The sequence below is a fragment of the Pseudomonas sp. Pse1 genome (genome assembly GCF_024519635.1).
Lineage (GTDB): Bacteria > Pseudomonadota > Gammaproteobacteria > Pseudomonadales > Pseudomonadaceae > Aquipseudomonas.
The window spans coordinates 16,759-36,979 of the sequence record NZ_JALJRO010000022.1; the positions used below are offsets into that span (position 1 = coordinate 16,759).

Below are 20,221 nucleotides of genomic sequence, written 5' to 3' on the forward strand. Positions count from 1 at the left end.
CTGGATCAGACTTCGTCGGGGCTGCGCAGGTTGGTGACCTGAATACGCTGTTCGCGGCGCTGTTCCTTCTGCGAAGGCATCTCGGCGCGATACACGCCTTGATCACCAACGACCCAGGAAAGTGGGCGACGCTCCTGGCCAATCGACTCCTGCAACAGCATCAGGCCTTGCAGGAAAGCTTCAGGGCGGGGCGGGCAGCCAGGCACGTAGACATCCACGGGCAGGAACTTGTCTACCCCCTGGACGACGGAGTAGATGTCGTACATGCCGCCCGAGTTGGCGCATGAACCCATCGAGATGACCCACTTCGGTTCGAGCATCTGCTCGTACAGGCGCTGGATGATCGGCGCCATCTTGATGAAGCAGGTACCGGCGATAACCATGAAATCCGCCTGGCGCGGCGATGCCCGGATAACTTCGGCGCCAAAGCGCGCGATGTCGTGGGGCGCCGTGAAGGCGGTGGTCATTTCCACGTAGCAGCACGAAAGGCCGAAGTTGTACGGCCACAGGGAGTTCTTGCGTCCCCAGTTGACCGCACCGCTCAGCACGTCTTCGAGCTTGCCCATGTAAATGTTTTTGTGGACTTGATCTTCTAACGGATCGGAAACGGTTTCCCGCTCGCCGATCGGGTACTGCTCGTTAGGAGCATCCGGGTCGATCCTGGTGAGATTGTATTGCATTGCCAAAGCCTCATTGTTTCAGCTTCGCCTGCCGCTTACGACGAGCTTCCGGAGCCCAGTCAAGGGCGCCCACTCGAAATAGGTAGACAAGACCTGCCAACAGAATTGCTATGAAAACGAGAGCTTCGACGAATCCGGTCCAGCCGCTTTCGCGGACGGACACAGACCATGCAAAGAGAAAGAGGGCTTCGATATCGAAGATCACGAAGAGCATCGCGACCAGATAGAATTTGGCTGAGAGCCGCAAGCGGGCGCCACCTGTAGGTAGCATGCCGGACTCGAACGGTTCGTTTTTGCTGCGACCCCAGGCTTTTGACCCGAGGAGGGCGGAGACGCCGAGCATGAAGGCGCAGAGGCCAACGACACCCAGAAGGAAAATGGCAAAGCCCCAGTTGTGGGCCATGAGTCCTGTCGCTTCGGGCATGCTGGTAATCCTTAACAGAGAGCAAGGGTCTCTGAGCTTGATAAAGAAATAAAGCAGTGACGATATGTCGCAGCGCAATCAATCCCGCTGATTTTATGGCTAAACGCCCTGCAAGTAAAATTCCTATAGCGAAATTATTTATAGGAATAAGGACATTAGCAGTCGTCGATGCCCTGTGGGCCTTGGTAGGTGGGCATTAGGCCGGATTTCGCCAATTATGTTTTGTTTACAGTGTAACGAACGGAATTCTTTCTAAATGATAATCAATATTGTTTGGATTGGTTTTTAATCTGTTTATCAGTTAAGTGCGCCGGAAAGTTGCCCTTACATGGCTGTTACTTGTAGGAACGGGCCTGCTCGCGAAAGCGATGTTTCAGGCAATATTTTTGCTGGATGTGCCGGCCTCATCGCGAGCAGGCTCGCTCCTACAGGGTTCTGAATGCGCCACAACGCCTGCGCTCGCCACAAAACCTGTGGGAGCGAGCCTGCTCGCGATGAAGTTCATGCGGTGTTGTGCCAAAAAAAACGCCCCGAACCATTCGGTCGGGGCGTCAGAGGTGCAGCGCTACGGTTAGCTGTTCAATCGGTTCGCAGCGGCCGTTGACTCAAGCGAAGCCGATCAGTGGAACTGTTCTTCTTCAGTCGAACCGGTCAGTGCGGTGACCGACGACGAACCGCCCTGGATCACGGTGGTCATGTCGTCGAAGTAGCCAGTGCCCACTTCCTGCTGGTGCGCCACGAAGGTGTAGCCCTTGGCCGCGTCAGCGAATTCCTGCTCTTGCAGTTTCACGTAGGCAGTCATGTCGTTGCGGGCATAGTCGTGCGCCAGGTTGAACATGCTGTGCCACATGTTGTGAATGCCGGCCAGGGTGATGAACTGGTGCTTGTAGCCCATGGCGGACAGTTCGCGCTGGAACTTGGCGATGGTCGCGTCGTCCAGGTTTTTCTTCCAGTTGAAGGAAGGCGAGCAGTTGTAGGACAGCAGTTGGTCCGGGTATTCCTTTTTGATCGCTTCGGCGAAGCGACGAGCCTCGTCCAGGTCCGGCTTGGCGGTTTCGCACCAGATCAGGTCGGCGTATGGCGCGTAGGCCAGGCCGCGGGCAATCGCCTGGTCCAGGCCGGCGCGGACCTTGTAGAAGCCTTCCTGGGTGCGCTCGCCAGTCACGAATGGCTGGTCGTATGGGTCGCAGTCGGATGTCAGCAGGTCAGCGGCGTTGGCGTCGGTACGAGCCAGGATGATGGTCGGGGTGCCAGCAACGTCGGCCGCCAGACGAGCAGCGGTCAGCTTCTGCACGGCTTCCTGAGTTGGAACCAGCACCTTGCCGCCCATGTGGCCGCATTTCTTCACGGAAGCCAGCTGGTCTTCGAAGTGAACGCCGGCGGCGCCTGCTTCGATCATGCTCTTCATCAGCTCGTAGGCGTTCAGTACGCCGCCGAAACCGGCTTCAGCGTCGGCAACGATCGGTGCGAAGTAGTCGATGTAGCCAGCGTCGCCCGGGTTCTTGCCGGCTTTCCACTGGATCTGGTCGGCACGACGGAACGAGTTGTTGATGCGCTTGACCACGGTCGGAACCGAGTCAACCGGGTACAGCGATTGGTCTGGGTACATCGATTCGGCGGAGTTGTTGTCCGCAGCCACTTGCCAGCCCGACAGGTAGATCGCCTGAATGCCGGCCTTGACCTGTTGTACAGCCTGGCCGCCGGTCAGGGCGCCCATGCAGTTGACGAAATCTTTCTCAGGACGGAAGGCTGGCTTGGCACCCTGGGTGACCAGGTTCCACAGCTTTTCAGCGCCCATTTTTGCAAAGGTGTGCTCAGGTTGAACCGAGCCACGCAGACGGACGACGTCAGCAGCGGAGTAAGTGCGTGTCACGCCTTTCCAGCGCGGGTTTTCAGCCCAGTCTTTTTCGAGGGCTGCAATTTGCTGTTCGCGTGTCAGTGCCATGGAGATAAACCTCGTCGCATAGGTCTTGGGTGGAAAATTCCGTTTGCCAGGTACGCATGTCAAAGGGCGTAAGAGGCTGCTCGCTGACCAGAAGCACAGGTGGTCAAGTCGGGTTCGGCGGGGTGGCGACGGAATGAACGATGGGCTCGGGGGGGAGGCTGAGCAGGTAAAGGCGAGCTGTCGGGCGCATTCGGCGTCGTGGGCCTGGTGCGAACATCAGTGGTGTGCCGGGTTACCTAATTACGCTTCCGTCCCTCGGGACAACTTCGTTCCAGTCGGCAACCTCGTCAAACACACCTTGTGGGCGGTACAGACACGAAGCGGCTCGCGGGGTAGGTGCGAACATCGCTTCGAAGGCCCTTGCCAGGGCCTCTGATTAGCGGGAGCGAGGCCATCATGCCTTTGCTTTTTTGTATCGTCAAACGTTTTGTAGTGCTTTTTTTCTGGCACTACATCTTTGGTCTAATACGACTTATCAGTCAGTTTTCGGTGAGTTAGTCCAAAGTCTCGACTTTGACCCTCAAGGTCATGTCTTCCCGGCCCTGAGTCGCGTAGCTGCGGGTCATGCGCTGTTTGTCGGCCTGGGTCTGATGGTTGATGCCGGCCAGGGTGATCCATTCGCCGACCCGGCCGCTGACGGTTGTGTCGGTGCTTTGCACGTTCACTACATCGGGGCGTTCCTGGCTGAGGCGGTCGCGGTTGGTGCTGATGGCCAGGTGCACGGTGTCGCCGGTGAGGCTGGCCGTGACGTAGAAACCCTGGGTGACATTGCGGTATTCGGTCTGGCTGAGCAGGCGGCCGTAGCCGTCAGTCTGGGTGCTGGTGAGGGGCACGCTCTGGCCAGTCTGGATCAATGCGGGCACGCCTTCGCTGGCCTGGATCTGCTGGGTTCCGCCTTCGCGACTTTCGGTGGAGTAGGTGATGACGCGGGATTGTGGGTCGCCACTGTCCTGCTGATTCTGTTGGCTGGTGTCGACGGTGATCAGCAAGCGCTTGGGCGCGGTGTCGAGTTGGCTGATTAAGGTGTTGAGTTCATCGATCTTTTCCTGCGGGGCGTTGACGATCAGCTTATTGCCGTAGGCGCTGACGTCGCCGTCCTTGCCGATAAATTTCTGCGCCACGGGCAGCAGGTCGGCGCTGGTGCGGTGGTTGAGAGGCACCACGGCAGTTGCCGCGACGGCTGAAAGGCTCCAGCCGAGCAGGAGTGTGGTGAGCAGGGTGCGTAGGGGCATGTCCATATTCTCCGCCTTGGAAAATCACGATAGTGCCAGTTTGTCGGCTCGCGAGGAGGCAAGTTGAATCCTAGACAGCAAAACGCCCCGGCATTGGGAAATGACGGGGCGTTTTGTGGTGCTCGCGATGGTCACGCCACGGTCTCAGACCGAGTGACGCACCATATCAACATGGGGAATCCCGGCTTCGAGGAATTCCGCGCTGACTACCTGAAAGCCCAGGCGCTCGTAGAACGCCGTGGCCTGAACCTGGGCGCTGAGCATCTGCTGCTTGAGACCGCGTTTCTCGGCCTCGCCGATCACCGCTTGCATCAAGGCATCACCGACCTTCAAGCCGCGCCAGTCTTTGAGCACCGATACCCGGCCTATGTGCCCGTCAGGCAGCAGGCGCGCAGTACCGATCGGAAAGTCGCCTTCGAAAGCGAGGAAATGCACGGCGCTCGCGTCGTCGGCATCCCATTCCAGTTCCGGTGGAACCGATTGCTCGGCGATGAACACCGCTTCACGAATGCGCCGGATCTCAGCGATGTCCTTCTGCCAGTCTGCGACACTTACGTGAATCTTATTCATCGGCAAACCCCAGGCTTCCTTGCTTGACCAGTTCGCACAGCAGGCCGCGGCCGTCTTCGTCGCTCAGCCATGGGCCGAGGTTGTCGACATGCAGGGCGTCGGCGGCGCAGATCATTTTCAGCAGCTCGCGCAGCTTGCCCGGCAGGTAACGGCTCTGGCCGCTGGCGAACAGCAGCAGGTCGTCATCGACTTCGGACCAGGCCAGGCGTGCGCTCGGGTTGCGAATTAGCACCGCGCCTTGTTCCAGGGCACTCAGGAAGTCGTCTTCCTCGATGTCTTCCGGGCCTGCGACCAGTTCCGGGTAGCGCGGCTCGGTCATGAACTGGCCGAACCAAGTCAGCAGCAGGCGTTCGTCGCTCATGTGCTCGGCCAGCAGGCTTTTCAGGCGGCCAAGGGCGTCGTGCTGGATCTGGTGTGGATCGGCGACCGGCTGCGCGTCGGCGTCGGTGTAGCGCTCTTCGTCAGTCAGGAACTGGCTAAGGAAGTCGGTGAAGTGGGTCAGCACTTCAGCAGCGCTCGGCGCACGGAAACCGACCGAGTAGGTCAGGCAGTCGTCGACGGCCACGCCGCAGTGGGCCAGGCGCGGTGGCAGGTAGAGCATGTCGCCCGGTTCCAGCACCCACTCATCGGTGGCTTCGAATTCGGCGAGGATGCGCAGGTCGGCGTGTTGCAGCAGCGGGCTCTCGGAGTCGCACATCTGGCCGATTTTCCAGTTGCGCTTGCCGTGACCCTGCAGCAGGAATACGTCGTAGTTGTCGAAGTGCGGGCCGACGCTGCCGCCAGGCGCGGCGAAGCTGATCATCACGTCATCGACGCGCCAGCTCGGCAGGAAGCGGAAGTTTTCCAGCAGCTCGCTGACTTCCGGGACGAACTGGTCAACCGCTTGTACCAGTAAGGTCCACTCACGCTCAGGCAGTTTGCTGAACTCGTCTTCGGCGAACGGCCCGCGACGCAATTCCCATGGACGCTCGCCGTTCTCGATCACCAGACGCGATTCAACTTCTTCTTCCAGTGCCAGGCCGGCCAGTTCGTCGGCGTCGATCGGGCTTTCGAAATCAGGAAACGCCTGGCGGATCAGCAGCGGTTTCTTCTGCCAGTAGTCGCGCATGAACTCGCGCGCCGTGATACCGCCCAGGAGTTGAAGAGGAATGTCAGGATTCATGTGTAACCTATTGAAAAAAAGCATTTTTCAGACGGGAATAAAAACGCCCGGCGCGGCCGGGCGTCTCAAACGGGTCCAGCGGTCAATCAGATGCGCTTGGCTTGCTCTACAGCGTTGCCGATGTAGTTGGCCGGGGTCAGCTGTTTCAGCTCGGCCTTGGCCTGTGCAGGCATGTCCAGGGCATCGATGAAAGTCTGCAGCGCTTCAGGGCTGATGCCCTTGCCACGGGTCAGTTCTTTGAGCTTTTCGTACGGGTTTTCGATGTTGTAGCGGCGCATCACGGTCTGGATCGGCTCGGCCAGGACTTCCCAGCAGGCGTCGAGGTCAGCGGCGATTTTCTGCTCGTTGAGTTCCAGCTTGCTGATGCCTTTGAGGCTGGCTTCGTAGGCGATCACGCTATGGGCGAAGCCGACACCGAGGTTGCGCAGCACGGTGGAGTCGGTCAGGTCACGCTGCCAGCGGGAGATCGGCAGCTTGCTCGCCAGGTGCTGGAATAGCGCGTTGGCGATACCCAGGTTGCCTTCGGAGTTCTCGAAGTCGATCGGGTTGACCTTGTGCGGCATGGTCGAGGAACCGATTTCGCCAGCGATGGTGCGCTGCTTGAAATAGCCCAGGGAGATGTAGCCCCAGATGTCGCGGTCGAAGTCGATGAGGATGGTGTTGAAGCGCGCAATGGCGTCGAACAGCTCGGCGATGTAGTCGTGCGGTTCGATCTGCGTGGTGTACGGGTTGAAGCCCAGGCCCAGTTCGTCTTCGATGAAGGCGCGGGCGTTGGCTTCCCAGTCGATCTGCGGGTAGGCCGACAGGTGGGCGTTGTAGTTGCCTACGGCGCCGTTGATTTTGCCCAGCAGTGGCACGGCGGCGACCTGAGCGATCTGGCGCTCCAGGCGGTACACCACGTTCGCCAGCTCTTTGCCCAGGGTGGTCGGCGAGGCCGGTTGGCCGTGGGTGCGCGACAGCATTGGCACGTCGGCGAAGCGGATGGCCAGCTCACGGATGGCGTTGGCGGTCTGGCGCATCAGCGGCAGCATCACCTCATCGCGGCCTTCGCGCAGCATCAGGGCGTGGGACAGGTTGTTGATGTCCTCGCTGGTGCAGGCAAAGTGGATGAATTCACTAACGTTGGCCAGTTCAGGCAGCTTGGCCGCTTGCTCTTTGAGCAGATACTCGATGGCCTTGACGTCGTGGTTGGTGGTGCGCTCGATCTCTTTGACGCGCTCGGCGTGCTCCAGCGAGAAGTTCTCGGCCAGTTCATTGAGAACGGCGTTGGCTTCGGCGGAAAAGGCGGGCACTTCCGCGATAGCGGCGTGGGCGGCCAGGCGCTGGAGCCAGCGCACTTCAACGAGGACGCGAGCACGGATCAGGCCGTATTCGCTGAAAATTGGGCGCAGGGCCTGGGTTTTGCCGGCGTAGCGGCCGTCAACAGGGGAAACCGCAGTGAGCGAAGAGAGCTGCATGGGGTGTTCTCGGACAGTCGGGCAACGAAATGGGGCGCGTATCATACATGAAAAAATTCGCCGGTCCGTCGCCAACTGACCGGCGTATTACGCGTAGTGCAAAGTTCGGTGTGCTTGATGCGAGTTATTCGTTACGCATCAATGGGTAAAGCTCTTTGAGCAATTTGCGTCGGCTGATTACCAACTGCCAGCGATGGCCGCCCAGTTGTCGCCACAGGCGTGCGGAGCGGATGCCGGCCAGGAGCAGGGCGCGAATTTTCGACGCATTGCTCGGCTGTTGCAGATTGCGCATGTCGCCGTGGACCTGAATCCGTTGGCGCAAGGTGCTCAAGGTGTCCTGGTACAGCGCGCCACAGGCGGCGACCACGTTTTCGTGGGCCGGGCCGAAGTGTTCGACCTGGGATTGAATCTGCGGCAGGCGCTTACCGATGATCTCCAGCAGGTCCTCGCGCTTGGCCAGTTGACGTTCCAGGCCGAGCATCGACAGGGCGTAGCGCAGCGGTTCGCGCTGCAGGGTGCTGGGATCGCGCTCGAGGGCGCCGATCAGTGCGCGATAGCCTTCGCGCAGGTTGATGTCGTCGCCACCGTAGACCTCCAGGGTGTCTTTGGGGTCGCGGATCAGCAAGCTACCGAGCATACAGGTCAGGCCCGCTTCGCTGACCTGGCCGGTCTTGGCGATCTTGTCCACCAGCACCGCAGCAAGAAACACGCCGCCGAGCGCCGTCAGTTGCTCCTGGGTCGGGCTCATGGACGCGAGTCCTTGCTGTGCCAGGGTTCGGCCACTTCAATGACGCCGCCGCCGAGGCAGATTTCGCCGTCGTAGAACACCACCGACTGGCCCGGGGTGACTGCGCGCTGCGGATCGTCGAAGGTGGCGCGATAGCCGCTCGCAGTTTTTTCCAGGGTGCAGGCTTGGTCGCCCTGGCGATAGCGGACTTTAGCGGTCAGGCGGCGTGGCTGGCTCAAGTCGATCGGGTTGACCCAATAGATATCGGAGGCGAGCAGGGCGCGGGAGAACAGGTACGGGTGATCATTGCCTTGGCCAACGATCAGCTCGTTGTGCTCAAGGTCCTTGATCAATACGTACCACGGCTCATCACTGGCGTCTTTCAGGCCGCCGATGCCCAGGCCCTGGCGCTGGCCGATGGTGTGGTACATCAGGCCATGGTGGCGGCCGATCACTTCACCTTCGGTGGTCTTGATTTCGCCTGGCTGAGCCGGCAGGTATTGCTTGAGGAAGTCGCTGAAACGACGTTCGCCGATGAAGCAGATACCGGTGGAGTCTTTCTTCTTGGCCGTCGCCAGCTCGTATTTTTCGGCAATTGCACGAACTTGCGGTTTTTCCAGCTCGCCGACCGGGAACAGGGTCTTGGCGATCTGCTCACCGCCGACGGCGTGGAGGAAGTAGCTCTGGTCCTTGTTCGGGTCCAGGCCCTTGAGCAGTTCGGTGCGGCCATTGATGTCGCGGCGGCGCACGTAGTGACCGGTGGCAATCAGGTCGGCGCCAAGCATCATGGCGTAGTCGAGGAACGCCTTGAACTTGATCTCGCGGTTGCACAGGATGTCCGGGTTCGGCGTGCGACCGGCCTTGTACTCGGCCAGGAAGTGCTCGAACACGTTGTCCCAGTACTCGGCGGCGAAGTTGGCGGTGTGCAGCTTGATGCCGATCTTGTCGCACACGGCCTGGGCGTCGGCCAGGTCATCCATGGCGGTGCAATACTCGGTGCCGTCGTCCTCTTCCCAGTTCTTCATGAACAGGCCTTCCACCTGATAACCCTGCTCGATCAGCAGAAGGGCGGAAACGGAAGAGTCCACGCCGCCGGACATGCCGACAATGACGCGCTTCGATTGGGTGTCAGAAGGAGCTGAATCACGCATGGGAATTAAATGAGTGTCTTGAAAAAGGACGCGATTCTAACAGGCTGGCGCCCGCAAGGCTAAAGAGAAGGACGGATCAGTTCGAGACTGAAGCAATTGCCGGCCAGATAATCATCGATGCAGCGGATGATCAGCTCGCTGCGCCAGTCATCACGCCGGGCCAGCAACTCGTCACGAGTCAGCCAGACCGCGCCGACGATGCCGTCATCGAGTTGATAATCGGGGTGATGGCGCAATGCCTTGGCGGTGAAGCAGACCCGCTGGTAGGTCACGCCGTTGCTTGGCGCCGTGTATAAGTAGAGGCCGGTGATGCCGGTGGCCTCGACGTCCCAACCGGTTTCTTCGAGGGTTTCGCGGACGGCGGCTTCGATCAGGGTCTCGTGCGGGTCCAGGTGCCCGGCCGGCTGGTTAAGCACCACGCGCCCGTGCTTGAGTTCTTCGACCATCAGGAAGCGGCCGCTGTCTTCGACGATGGTGGCGACGGTGATGTGGGGTTGCCAATCCATAAACGTTCCTCGGATTTTTGCTGCGAACCCTGTAGGGGCTGGCAAGCCAGCTCAGGGGTCGGCAGATCGTTATGTGAAATCCAAAAACACGAACCCCGGCACATGGCCGGGGTTCGTGATGTTCCATTACAACCTTACACCAGCGCAGCAATCGCCGTGTTGAGGGTGGTGCTTGGGCGCATGGCTTTGCTGATCAGCTCGGCATTGGCGTGGTAGTAACCGCCGATGTCTACTGGCTTGCCCTGGACGGCGTTGAGTTCGGCAACGATGGTCGCCTCGTTCTCGGTCAGGGTCTTGGCCAGTTGGCTGAACTGCGCCTGCAGAGCTGCGTCTTCGGTCTGGGCGGCCAGGGCTTGAGCCCAGTACAGCGCCAGATAGAAGTGGCTGCCGCGGTTGTCGATGTTGCCGACTTTACGCGATGGCGACTTGTTGTTGTCGAGGAACTGGCCGGTGGCCTGGTCCAGGGTCTTGGCCAGTACCAGCGCCTTCGGGTTGTTGTAGTTGACGCCCAGGTGCTCAAGCGAGGCGGCCAGCGCCAGGAATTCGCCCAGGGAGTCCCAACGCAGGAAGTTTTCTTCCAGCAATTGCTGAACGTGCTTCGGCGCCGAACCGCCAGCGCCGGTTTCGAACAGACCACCGCCATTCATCAGCGGCACGATCGACAGCATCTTGGCGCTGGTGCCCAGTTCCATGATCGGGAACAGGTCAGTCAGGTAGTCACGCAGCACGTTGCCGGTCACCGAGATGGTGTCCTTGCCTTCGCGGGTGCGTGCCAGGGTGAAGTTCATGGCGTCGACTGGCGACATGATCTGGATGTCCAGGCCAGCGGTGTCGTGATCCTTCAGGTAAGCCTGAACTTTCTCGATCACTACGCCGTCGTGGGCGCGCATTGGGTCCAGCCAGAAGATCGCCGGAGTGCTGCTGGCGCGAGCGCGGTTGACGGCCAGCTTGACCCAATCCTGGATCGGCGCGTCTTTGGTCTGGCACATGCGGAAGATGTCGCCGGCTTCGACCGCTTGCTCCAGCAAGGTGCGGCCGTTGCTGTCGGTCACGCGGACCACGCCATCAGTCTTGATCTGGAAGGTCTTGTCGTGGGAGCCGTACTCTTCGGCTTTCTTCGCCATCAGGCCAACGTTTGGCACGCTGCCCATGGTGGTTGGGTCGAAGGCGCCGTGTTGCTTGCAGTCTTCGATCACCGCCTGATAGATGGTGGCGTAGCAGCGATCCGGGATCACGGCCTTGGTGTCGTGCAGTTGGCCGTCGGTGCCCCACATTTTGCCGGAGTCACGGATCATGGCTGGCATCGATGCGTCGACGATCACGTCGCTTGGCACATGCAGGTTGGTGATGCCTTTGTCGGAGTTGACCATCGCCAGGGCAGGGCGTACAGCGTACACCGCCTGGATGTCAGCTTCGATGGCAGCTTGTTGCTCAGCCGGCAGGGCCTTGATGCGCGCGTACAGGTCGCCGATACCGTTGTTCAGGTTGAAGCCGATCTGCGCCAGCACGTCAGCGTGCTTGGCCAGGGCTTCTTGATAGAACTCGGCAACGATCTGGCCGAACATGATCGGGTCGGAGACCTTCATCATGGTGGCTTTCAGGTGAACCGACAGCAGAACGCCCTTGGCCTTGGCGTCTTCGATCTCGGCGGCAATGAAGCTGCGCAGAGCGTTCTTGCTCATCACGGCGCAATCGAGGATCTCACCGGCTTGTACGGTGGTTTTTGCCTTCAGGACGGTGGCGGTGCCGTCTTGAGCGATCAGTTCGATTTTCACGGCGTCAGCGGCGTCGATCAGGGCAGCCTTTTCGCTGCCGTAGAAATCGCCGGTGCTCATGTGAGCCACGTGAGACTTGGAGTCCTTGGCCCAGGCGCCCATTTTGTGCGGGTGCTTGCGCGCGTAGTTTTTCACCGACAGCGGAGCGCGGCGGTCGGAGTTGCCTTCACGCAGTACCGGGTTTACGGCGCTGCCCTTGACCTTGTCGTAACGGGCCTTGGCGTCCTTGTCGGCGTCGCTGGTCGGATTTTCCGGGTAGTCCGGCAGTGCATAGCCCTGGGCTTGCAGTTCTTTGATCGCGGCCTGCAGTTGCGGAACCGAAGCGCTGATGTTCGGCAACTTGATGATGTTGGCTTCAGGCGTAACAGCCAGGGCGCCCAGTTCGGCGAGGTGGTCGGCTACGGCTTTGTCACCCAGTTGCTCGGGGAAGCTGGCCAGGATACGCCCTGCGAGTGAGATATCGCGGGTTTCCACGGCGATATCGGCCGAAGCGGTAAAGGCTTCGACGATTGGCAGCAGGGAATAGGTGGCGAGGGCTGGGGCTTCGTCGGTGAAGGTGTAGATGATCTTCGAGCGGGTGGGCATATTCGGATTAACTCTCTTCTTTGCTAGAGCGTACGCAGAAACTCGAGGGGCGCCGGGTAAGCGCGTTCGTTAAAAAGTCGTCCTTGAGCCGAATGTCGAGATTTCTTCGCGGTGATGTTGGGTGCATCAGTCGAGCGTCAAGCGGGTGGGCTGCGGTAACAACCCGGCTTTTCGGGCCAAACGCGTTATCTTGGGGCGTTTGGCCGTCGTGACTCTGTGGTCAGCGGCGGCATTATACATAGGTAGCTAGCAAAACGCCGGTGGTTCATACGCCACCTGTCTCGTCCATTGGTCTAAAGGTCGCACCCGGGGTGCTGCGCAGGGTCGCTTGATGTGCTTGATTTAGGCGGTTTTCCCTTTGCTTTCAGGCTTGTAGGCCGCTAACCGTGCAGCTTTGCCATCATCTGGGTAGAACATGAGGTTCCCGTGCAGATTCAACTGGGGTACGCTCGAACGCAGCCAGATGTTCAATCCACACAACGGAGTTCAGCATGGGATACAAGAAGATTCAGGTTCCAGCAGTCGGCGACAAAATCACCGTCAATGCAGACCATTCTCTCAATGTTCCTAACAACCCGATCATCCCTTTCATTGAAGGCGATGGTATTGGCGTTGATATCAGCCCGGTCATGATCAAGGTTGTCGATGCTGCTGTGAAAAAGGCTTACGGCGGCGACCGCAAGATTTCCTGGATGGAAGTTTACGCCGGGGAAAAAGCGACTCAGGTTTACGATCAGGACACCTGGCTGCCTCAGGAGACCCTGGACGCAGTCAAGGATTACGTGGTTTCCATCAAGGGCCCGCTGACCACGCCGGTCGGTGGCGGTATCCGTTCCCTCAACGTGGCACTGCGCCAACAACTCGATCTGTATGTGTGCCTGCGTCCTGTTCGCTGGTTCGAAGGCGTGCCGAGCCCGGTCAAGAAGCCCGGTGATGTCGACATGACTATCTTCCGTGAGAACTCCGAGGACATCTACGCCGGCATCGAGTGGAAAGCCGGTTCGCCGGAAGCCACCAAGGTCATCAAGTTCCTTAAAGAAGAAATGGGTGTGACCAAGATCCGTTTCGACGAAAACTGCGGCATCGGCGTCAAGCCGGTATCCCTGGAAGGCACCAAGCGTCTGGCGCGCAAGGCCCTGCAGTATGTGGTCGATAACGACCGCGACTCGCTGACCATCGTCCACAAGGGCAACATCATGAAGTTCACCGAAGGTGCCTTCAAGGAATGGGCCTATGAAGTGGCGGCCGAGGAATTCGGCGCGACCCTGCTCGACGGCGGTCCGTGGATGCAGTTCAAGAACCCGAAAACCGGCAAGAACGTCATCGTCAAGGATGCCATCGCCGATGCCATGCTCCAGCAGATCCTGTTGCGCCCGGCGGAATACGATGTCATCGCCACCCTCAACTTGAACGGCGACTACCTGTCCGACGCCCTGGCGGCGGAAGTGGGTGGTATCGGTATTGCGCCAGGTGCGAACCTGTCCGACACCGTGGCCATGTTCGAAGCAACCCACGGTACCGCGCCGAAGTATGCCGGCAAGGACCAGGTCAACCCGGGCTCGCTGATTCTCTCTGCTGAAATGATGCTGCGTCACATGGGCTGGACCGAAGCTGCCGACCTGATCATCAAGGGCACCAACGGCGCAATCTCGGCCAAGACCGTGACCTATGACTTCGAACGTTTGATGGACGGCGCCAAGCTGCTGTCTTCCTCGGCGTTTGGCGATGCCCTGATCTCGCACATGTGAGCTGAGCGGCAATGACAAAAAGCCGGCTGACTCAAGTGATTGAGTCAGCCGGCTTTTTTATGGCTGTTCGCTATGCAATTTGATTCAGGCGGTAACGGTCTGCGCCTGCTCGCTGGTTTCGCGGGTAGTGATGTCAATGGCGGCGTTGATGTCGACTGCGTGCAAGCCCTTGGGGCCCTGAATAATACTGAAGCTCACGGATTGCCCGGCCTTCAGGGTCTTGTAGCCGTCCATCTTGATCGCCGAGTAATGGGCAAACAGGTCATCCGTTTTGCCATCCTCATTGACGAATCCGTAACCCTTGGCATTGTTGAACCACTTGACCTTGCCATTGACCTTGTCGCCTGACATACCCAACTCCCTCTGCAACAGACTCCATCACTGGAGTATCATCCAGTTAATCCTCGTCAAATCCTGTAAATAAGGTTTGACGGCGTGGATCTTTTTTACCCACTGTGGGCTCTATTGGTTGTAACACTGTTTTGCCGATAGTCAAGGCGACCGGATAGCCAGAGTTGAAAAGCTCTACGGCCGCCCCCACCACTGTATTCAGCTCAACTGACGAACCTTTCTTTCCATGCATGCAATCAGCCAGATTCGACTAACATTCAATCAGGATCGCCCGGATTCGCACGAGGACGATTCCGCGGGCATTGCGGTACAGGAAGCGAAGCCTGCCTTACAGGCGCCGCCCATGTACAAGGTGGTTTTGTTCAATGATGACTACACACCGATGGATTTCGTCGTCGAAGTGCTCGAGGTGTTTTTTAACCTGAATCGTGAGCTGGCGACCAAGGTAATGCTGGCCGTTCATACAGAGGGACGGGCAGTGTGCGGATTGTTTACCCGGGACATCGCCGAGACCAAGGCCATGCAGGTCAACCAGTACGCCAGGGAAAGCCAGCATCCGCTACTCTGTGAAATCGAGAAGGACGGTTAACGCCGACCACTTGGGTATGAGGTGAAGCTATGTTAAACCGCGAGCTCGAAGTCACCCTCAATCTCGCCTTCAAGGAGGCGCGTTCGAAACGTCATGAGTTCATGACCGTCGAACACCTCCTGTTGGCCCTATTGGATAATGAGGCAGCCGCTACCGTTTTGCGTGCCTGTGGCGCAAACCTCGACAAACTCAAGCACGACCTGCAGGAGTTCATCGACTCCACCACGCCACTGATTCCCGTGCATGACGAGGATCGTGAAACCCAGCCAACCCTGGGCTTCCAGCGTGTACTGCAACGTGCTGTCTTCCATGTACAGAGCTCGGGCAAACGCGAAGTGACTGGCGCCAACGTGCTGGTCGCGATCTTCAGTGAGCAAGAGAGTCAGGCAGTGTTCCTGCTTAAACAGCAGAGCGTTGCCCGCATCGACGTGGTCAACTACATCGCCCACGGCATTTCCAAAGTGCCGGGTCATGGTGATCACTCCGAAGGCGAACAGGACATGCAGGACGAAGAGGGCGGCGAGTCCTCTTCTTCAAGCAATCCGCTGGACGCCTACGCCAGTAACCTTAACGAATTGGCACGCCAGGGGCGTATCGATCCGCTGGTCGGGCGTGAAATGGAAGTTGAGCGTGTCGCGCAGATCCTCGCGCGCCGGCGCAAAAACAACCCGTTGCTGGTGGGTGAGGCGGGCGTGGGTAAAACCGCGATTGCCGAAGGCCTGGCCAAACGCATCGTCGACAATCAGGTGCCTGATCTGTTGGCTAACAGCGTGGTCTATTCCCTCGACCTGGGTGCCTTGCTGGCCGGTACCAAATACCGTGGCGATTTCGAGAAGCGCTTCAAGGCGTTGCTCGGCGAGCTGAAAAAACGTCCTCAGGCCATTCTGTTCATCGACGAAATCCACACCATTATTGGTGCGGGTGCTGCGTCCGGTGGCGTCATGGATGCCTCGAACCTGCTCAAGCCACTGCTGTCATCCGGCGATATTCGTTGCATCGGTTCCACCACCTTCCAGGAATTCCGCGGGATTTTCGAGAAAGACCGTGCCCTGGCGCGACGCTTCCAGAAAGTCGATGTATCGGAGCCTTCGGTGGAAGACACCATTGGTATCCTGCGCGGCCTGAAGGGGCGTTTCGAGCTTCATCACAATATCGAATACAGTGATGAAGCCTTGCGCGCCGCTGCGGAACTGGCGTCGCGTTACATCAATGACCGGCATATGCCAGACAAGGCCATCGATGTCATCGACGAAGCGGGTGCGTACCAGCGCCTGCAACCGGTCGAGAGTCGGGTCAAGCGCATCGAAGTGCCTCAGGTGGAAGACATCGTCGCGAAAATCGCGCGAATTCCTCCGAAACACGTCACCAGTTCCGACAAGGAGCTGCTGCGTAACCTGGAGCGTGACCTGAAGTTGACCGTGTTTGGTCAGGACGCGGCGATCGATTCGCTGTCGACCGCCATCAAATTGTCCCGTGCCGGCCTCAAGTCGCCTGATAAACCTGTCGGTTCGTTCCTGTTTGCCGGGCCTACGGGTGTCGGTAAAACCGAAGCGGCTCGCCAGTTGGCCAAGGCCATGGGGATCGAACTGGTTCGCTTCGACATGTCCGAGTACATGGAGCGCCACACTGTTTCGCGTCTGATCGGTGCCCCTCCGGGCTACGTCGGGTTCGATCAGGGCGGTCTGCTGACCGAAGCGATCACCAAGCAACCCCATTGCGTGCTGTTGCTCGATGAAATCGAGAAGGCGCATCCGGAAGTCTTCAACCTGCTGCTGCAGGTCATGGACCACGGTACGCTCACCGATAACAACGGGCGCAAGGCGGATTTCCGCAATGTGATTGTGATCATGACCACCAACGCCGGTGCCGAAACGGCAGCCCGTGCGTCGATTGGTTTCAGTCATCAGGATCACTCATCCGATGCGATGGAAGTGATCAAGAAGAGCTTCACGCCGGAATTCCGTAACCGTCTGGACACCATTATCCAGTTTGGTCGCCTCAGTCATGAGGTCATTAAGTCCGTGGTGGACAAGTTCCTTACCGAACTGCAGGCGCAACTGGAAGACAAGCGAGTACAGCTGGAAGTTACCGATGCGGCCCGCAGTTGGCTGGCAGCGGGTGGCTACGACTCGGCGATGGGGGCTCGACCCATGGCACGCCTGATCCAGGACAAGATCAAGCGTCCACTGGCGGAGGAGATTCTGTTTGGCGAACTGGCCGACCATGGCGGTGTAGTGCACATCGACATCAAGGACGGCGAGCTGACCTTCGACTTCGAGACCACGGCGGAAATGGCCTGAGTTGGTCGCAACACAACAAAAAGGCGTCTTCGGACGCCTTTTTACTGCCCATTGAACTCTGGAGCGAATCCCAAATCTCGCGCATACAAAAACGCCCGGCAGAGCCGGGCGTCTTGTATTGACTTGATTAGCGAGCGCGGTAGGTGATGCGCCCTTTGCTCAAGTCATAGGGCGTCAGTTCGACGCGCACTTTGTCACCGGTAAGAATACGAATGTAGTTCTTGCGCATCTTGCCGGAAATATGTGCGGTTACGACGTGCCCATTTTCCAACTCCACGCGAAACATGGTGTTGGGCAGGGTGTCGACGACAGTGCCTTCCATTTCGAAGCTGTCTTCTTTCGACATGCAGTAAAGCCCTCGGTGTCCAATGAATGGCCCGGTGCAACTGCGCCAGGCAAAAGCGGCGTGCATTGTGCCCGAAAAAGAGGGGTCAAGCCAAGAGCTTTAGGGGAAGACCTTAATTCAGAACCACCCAGCGCTGATTAATCAGCAGCTCGATAGGGCGATATTGGGTCTTGTAGTTCATTTTTTTGCAGTTCTTGATCCAGTAACCCAGGTACACCGCATCCAGGCCCAGGCGCCGGGCTTCGCCGATCTGCCAGAGGATGGCGTAGCGCCCCAGGCTGCGGCGTTCTTCGTCGGGTTCATAGAAGGTGTAGACCGCCGACAAGCCATTGGGCAGCAGGTCGGTCACGGCGATCGCCAGCAGGCGACCTTCGAGGCGGAACTCGTAGAAGCGGGAAAAAGGCAAGTCGCGGACCAGGAAGGTGGAAAACTGGTCACGGCTGGGCGGATACATGTCGCCATCGGCATGGCGTTGTTCGATGTAGCGCTGGTAAAGGTCGAAGTATTCTTCGCTGAACCCCGGTTTTGCCGGGCGCACCTGCAAGTCGGCATTACGCTTGAAGATCCGCTTCTGTTGGCGATTGGGGCTGAACTGCAGCGCGGGAATACGTGCCGGAACGCAGGCATTGCAGTTCTGGCAGTGGGGGCGGTAGAGATGATCGCCGCTTCGCCGAAAACCCATCTCGGACAGGTCTGCATAGACATGCACATCCATCGGCTGGCTAGGGTCGAGGAACAGGGTGGTCGCCTGTTCATCCGGCAGATAGCTGCAAGAGTGGGGCTGAGTGGCATAAAACTTGAGACGCGCCAACTCGGTCATGAGTCAACCCTCGGGAGAAGCCGTTCAATTAAGTGTAAGCCACGGGCGCAAAAGTCGCCTAGCAAACCCATGTTGCGCTGTTGGGTTGATCGAGATGGCGGGCCAGATACCCGGCAAAGTCGCGGCGCGGGATCGAGCGAGCGCCCAGGCTGTGCAAATGCTCGGTAGGCATCTGGCAGTCGATCAGCACAAAACCGGCCTCCTTGAGATGCTGGACCAGCGTGGCAAAGCCGACCTTGGAGGCATTGTCGGCGCGGCTGAACATCGACTCGCCAAAAAACAGCTGCCCCATGGCCAGTCCGTAGAGGCCGCCGACCAGGGCTCCGTGCTCCCAGACTTCCACTGAGTGTGCGTGGCCTTGGCGATGTAACTGCAGGTAGGCATCTTGCATGGCGCCGGTGATCCAGGTGCCGTCGGCGTAATCGCGCGGCGCAGCGCAGGCGCTGATGACTGCGGCAAAGTCGCGGTCGAACGTCACCTGATAGCGTTGCTGGCGCAGCAGTTTGCCGAGGCTGCGCGATACATGCAGTTCTTCGGGAAACAGCACGGTGCGCGGGTCGGGTGACCACCAGAGGATCGGCTGGCCTTCATTGAACCACGGGAAGCAGCCATGGCGATAAGCCTGCACCAGGCGCTCGGCAGACAGGTCGCCACCGGCGGCGAGCAGGCCGTTGGGCTCGCGCATGGCTTTTTCCAGCGGCGGGAATTCCAGGGAGTTGCGTTGTAGCCAAGTCAGCATGGTCTTTCGCTTGCAGTGGGGGAGGGCGGCGGCAGCGTCGAGCTGCCGCGAAAGCCTGGCTCAGTTGTCGTCGAGGTATTTTTCAGCGTCCAGCGCCGCCATGCAACCCGCACCGGCAGAAGTGACCGCCTGGCGATACACATGGTCGGCGACATCGCCGGCGGCAAATACTCCTGCGATGGCGGTGGCTGTCGCATTGCCCTCGCTGCCACCCTGGACGCGCAAGTAGCCATCATGCATCGGCAGTTGTCCAGCGAACAGATCGGTATTGGGTTTGTGTCCGATGGCGATGAACACCCCGGCCAAGGGCAGGTCCTGGGTCGCACCGCTGTGGCTGTCGCGCAGGCGAGCACCGGTCACGCCGCTGGCGTCACCCAGCACCTCGTCCAGGTGCTGGTTCCAGTGCAGGCGGATATTGCCGTTGGCGGCTTTGTCGAAGAGTTTGTCCTGAAGGATTTTCTCCGCGCGCAGTTTGTCTCGGCGGTGAATCAGGTGAACTTCCTTGGCGATGTTGGACAGGTACAGCGCCTCTTCGACGGCCGTATTGCCGCCGCCAATCACCGCGACCACCTGGTTGCGATAGAAGAAGCCGTCGCAGGTTGCGCAGGCCGAGACCCCCTTGCCGGCAAAGGCTTCTTCCGAGGGCAGGCCCAGGTACTGCGCGGAGGCGCCGGTGGCAATGATCAGCGCGTCGCAGGTGTAGGTGCTGCTGTCGCCGATGAGTTCGAACGGGCGCTGCTGCAACTTGGCGGTGTGGATGTGGTCGTAAACGATCTGCGTGTCAAAGCGTTCGGCGTGTTTTTGCATGCGCTCCATGAGGACGGGGCCGGTAAGGCCTTCAACGTCCCCCGGCCAGTTGTCCACTTCAACCGTGGTGGTCAGCTGACCGCCGGCCTGCAAACCGGTGATGACCACCGGTTTCAGGTTGGCGCGGGCGGCATACACGGCAGCGCTGTAGCCGGCCGGGCCGGAGCCGAGAATAATCAGGCGGGAATGCTTCACTTCGCTCATAAAAACACCTCATAAGCCTTTGTCACGAAAGACAATGCATGCTCAAATTGAACGGCATGCCCGTTACGTTTGGCTATGCTGTAGACCAGGGTTTGAAGCATGG

General features: G+C 59.2%; 19 protein-coding genes. 3 read left to right on the plus strand and 16 right to left on the minus strand.

What is annotated here, in order from left to right; translation table 11 throughout:
* Window positions 1-5 precede the first annotated feature (5 nt).
* From NR126_RS24365 to NR126_RS24415, 11 genes are all read right to left on the minus strand, one after another.
* Window positions 6-680: an NADH-quinone oxidoreductase subunit B family protein gene (locus tag NR126_RS24365; protein WP_027616012.1), complete on the minus strand. Its 675-nt coding sequence runs from the start codon at window positions 678-680 to the stop codon at window positions 6-8.
* Between the two features lie 10 nt (window positions 681-690).
* Window positions 691-1,104 (minus strand): NADH-quinone oxidoreductase subunit A, encoded by a 414-nt coding sequence (locus NR126_RS24370; RefSeq protein WP_027616013.1) that lies wholly within the window; start codon window positions 1,102-1,104, stop codon window positions 691-693.
* 619 nt (window positions 1,105-1,723) lie between these two features.
* Complete coding sequence (gene aceA, locus NR126_RS24375; RefSeq protein ID WP_007970439.1) at window positions 1,724-3,049, minus strand: isocitrate lyase; 1,326 nt, start codon at window positions 3,047-3,049, stop codon at window positions 1,724-1,726.
* A 494-nt stretch (window positions 3,050-3,543) separates the two neighbouring features.
* A complete protein-coding gene (locus NR126_RS24380) occupies window positions 3,544-4,281 on the minus strand; it encodes a secretin N-terminal domain-containing protein (protein ID WP_256831967.1) in 738 nt (245 codons plus the stop codon).
* A gap of 144 nt (window positions 4,282-4,425) precedes the next feature.
* Entirely contained in the window at window positions 4,426-4,851 is a 426-nt protein-coding gene (locus NR126_RS24385) for a GNAT family N-acetyltransferase (protein ID WP_027616015.1), read from the minus strand.
* Window positions 4,844-6,013, minus strand: a complete 1,170-nt coding sequence (locus NR126_RS24390; RefSeq protein WP_027616016.1) for a cupin domain-containing protein — start codon at window positions 6,011-6,013, stop codon at window positions 4,844-4,846. Before NR126_RS24390 ends, NR126_RS24385 begins: the two co-directional genes overlap by 8 nt.
* Window positions 6,014-6,099: 86 nt before the next feature.
* Window positions 6,100-7,470 (minus strand): adenylosuccinate lyase, encoded by a 1,371-nt coding sequence (gene purB / locus NR126_RS24395; RefSeq protein WP_027616017.1) that lies wholly within the window; start codon window positions 7,468-7,470, stop codon window positions 6,100-6,102.
* A 124-nt stretch (window positions 7,471-7,594) separates the two neighbouring features.
* Complete coding sequence (gene hflD, locus NR126_RS24400; RefSeq protein WP_027616018.1) at window positions 7,595-8,218, minus strand: high frequency lysogenization protein HflD; 624 nt, start codon at window positions 8,216-8,218, stop codon at window positions 7,595-7,597.
* Window positions 8,215-9,348, minus strand: a complete 1,134-nt coding sequence (mnmA, locus tag NR126_RS24405; protein WP_256831973.1) for a tRNA 2-thiouridine(34) synthase MnmA — start codon at window positions 9,346-9,348, stop codon at window positions 8,215-8,217. Before mnmA ends, hflD begins: the two co-directional genes overlap by 4 nt.
* 59 nt (window positions 9,349-9,407) lie before the next feature.
* Entirely contained in the window at window positions 9,408-9,854 is a 447-nt protein-coding gene (locus tag NR126_RS24410; protein WP_256831976.1) for an NUDIX hydrolase, read from the minus strand.
* A 134-nt stretch (window positions 9,855-9,988) separates the two neighbouring features.
* Window positions 9,989-12,214: an NADP-dependent isocitrate dehydrogenase gene (locus NR126_RS24415; RefSeq protein ID WP_256831983.1), complete on the minus strand. Its 2,226-nt coding sequence runs from the start codon at window positions 12,212-12,214 to the stop codon at window positions 9,989-9,991.
* A gap of 491 nt (window positions 12,215-12,705) precedes the next feature.
* Here NR126_RS24415 and icd point away from each other — a divergent pair, with 491 nt between their 5' ends.
* Complete coding sequence (gene icd / locus NR126_RS24420) at window positions 12,706-13,962, plus strand: NADP-dependent isocitrate dehydrogenase (RefSeq protein WP_027616022.1); 1,257 nt, start codon at window positions 12,706-12,708, stop codon at window positions 13,960-13,962.
* Between the two features lie 84 nt (window positions 13,963-14,046).
* Here icd and cspD read toward each other — a convergent pair whose 3' ends face one another.
* Window positions 14,047-14,313 carry a cold shock domain-containing protein CspD gene (gene cspD, locus NR126_RS24425; protein WP_027616023.1) on the minus strand — a complete coding sequence of 89 codons (267 nt, stop codon included), beginning with the start codon at window positions 14,311-14,313 and terminating at the stop codon, window positions 14,047-14,049.
* 226 nt (window positions 14,314-14,539) lie between these two features.
* On the opposite strand from cspD, the gene clpS reads away from it, so the two are divergent.
* Both clpS and clpA read left to right on the plus strand, forming a co-directional pair.
* Window positions 14,540-14,902 carry an ATP-dependent Clp protease adapter ClpS gene (gene clpS / locus NR126_RS24430; protein ID WP_027616024.1) on the plus strand — a complete coding sequence of 121 codons (363 nt, stop codon included), beginning with the start codon at window positions 14,540-14,542 and terminating at the stop codon, window positions 14,900-14,902.
* A 29-nt stretch (window positions 14,903-14,931) separates the two neighbouring features.
* Window positions 14,932-17,202, plus strand: coding sequence for an ATP-dependent Clp protease ATP-binding subunit ClpA (gene clpA / locus NR126_RS24435; protein WP_027616025.1), 2,271 nt, complete (start codon window positions 14,932-14,934; stop codon window positions 17,200-17,202).
* Between the two features lie 127 nt (window positions 17,203-17,329).
* Here clpA and infA read toward each other — a convergent pair whose 3' ends face one another.
* The 4 genes from infA to trxB all read right to left on the minus strand — a co-directional run bounded on the left by infA (window position 17,330) and on the right by trxB (window position 20,118).
* Window positions 17,330-17,548 carry a translation initiation factor IF-1 gene (gene infA / locus NR126_RS24440; protein WP_002553999.1) on the minus strand — a complete coding sequence of 73 codons (219 nt, stop codon included), beginning with the start codon at window positions 17,546-17,548 and terminating at the stop codon, window positions 17,330-17,332.
* A gap of 112 nt (window positions 17,549-17,660) precedes the next feature.
* Window positions 17,661-18,368 (minus strand): arginyltransferase, encoded by a 708-nt coding sequence (locus tag NR126_RS24445; RefSeq protein ID WP_027616026.1) that lies wholly within the window; start codon window positions 18,366-18,368, stop codon window positions 17,661-17,663.
* A gap of 58 nt (window positions 18,369-18,426) precedes the next feature.
* Window positions 18,427-19,107, minus strand: coding sequence for a leucyl/phenylalanyl-tRNA--protein transferase (gene aat / locus NR126_RS24450; RefSeq protein WP_027616027.1), 681 nt, complete (start codon window positions 19,105-19,107; stop codon window positions 18,427-18,429).
* 60 nt (window positions 19,108-19,167) lie between these two features.
* On the minus strand, window positions 19,168-20,118 hold the full coding sequence (gene trxB / locus NR126_RS24455) for a thioredoxin-disulfide reductase (protein WP_256832003.1): 951 nt from the start codon (window positions 20,116-20,118) through the stop codon (window positions 19,168-19,170).
* Between the last annotated feature and the right edge of the window lie 103 nt (window positions 20,119-20,221).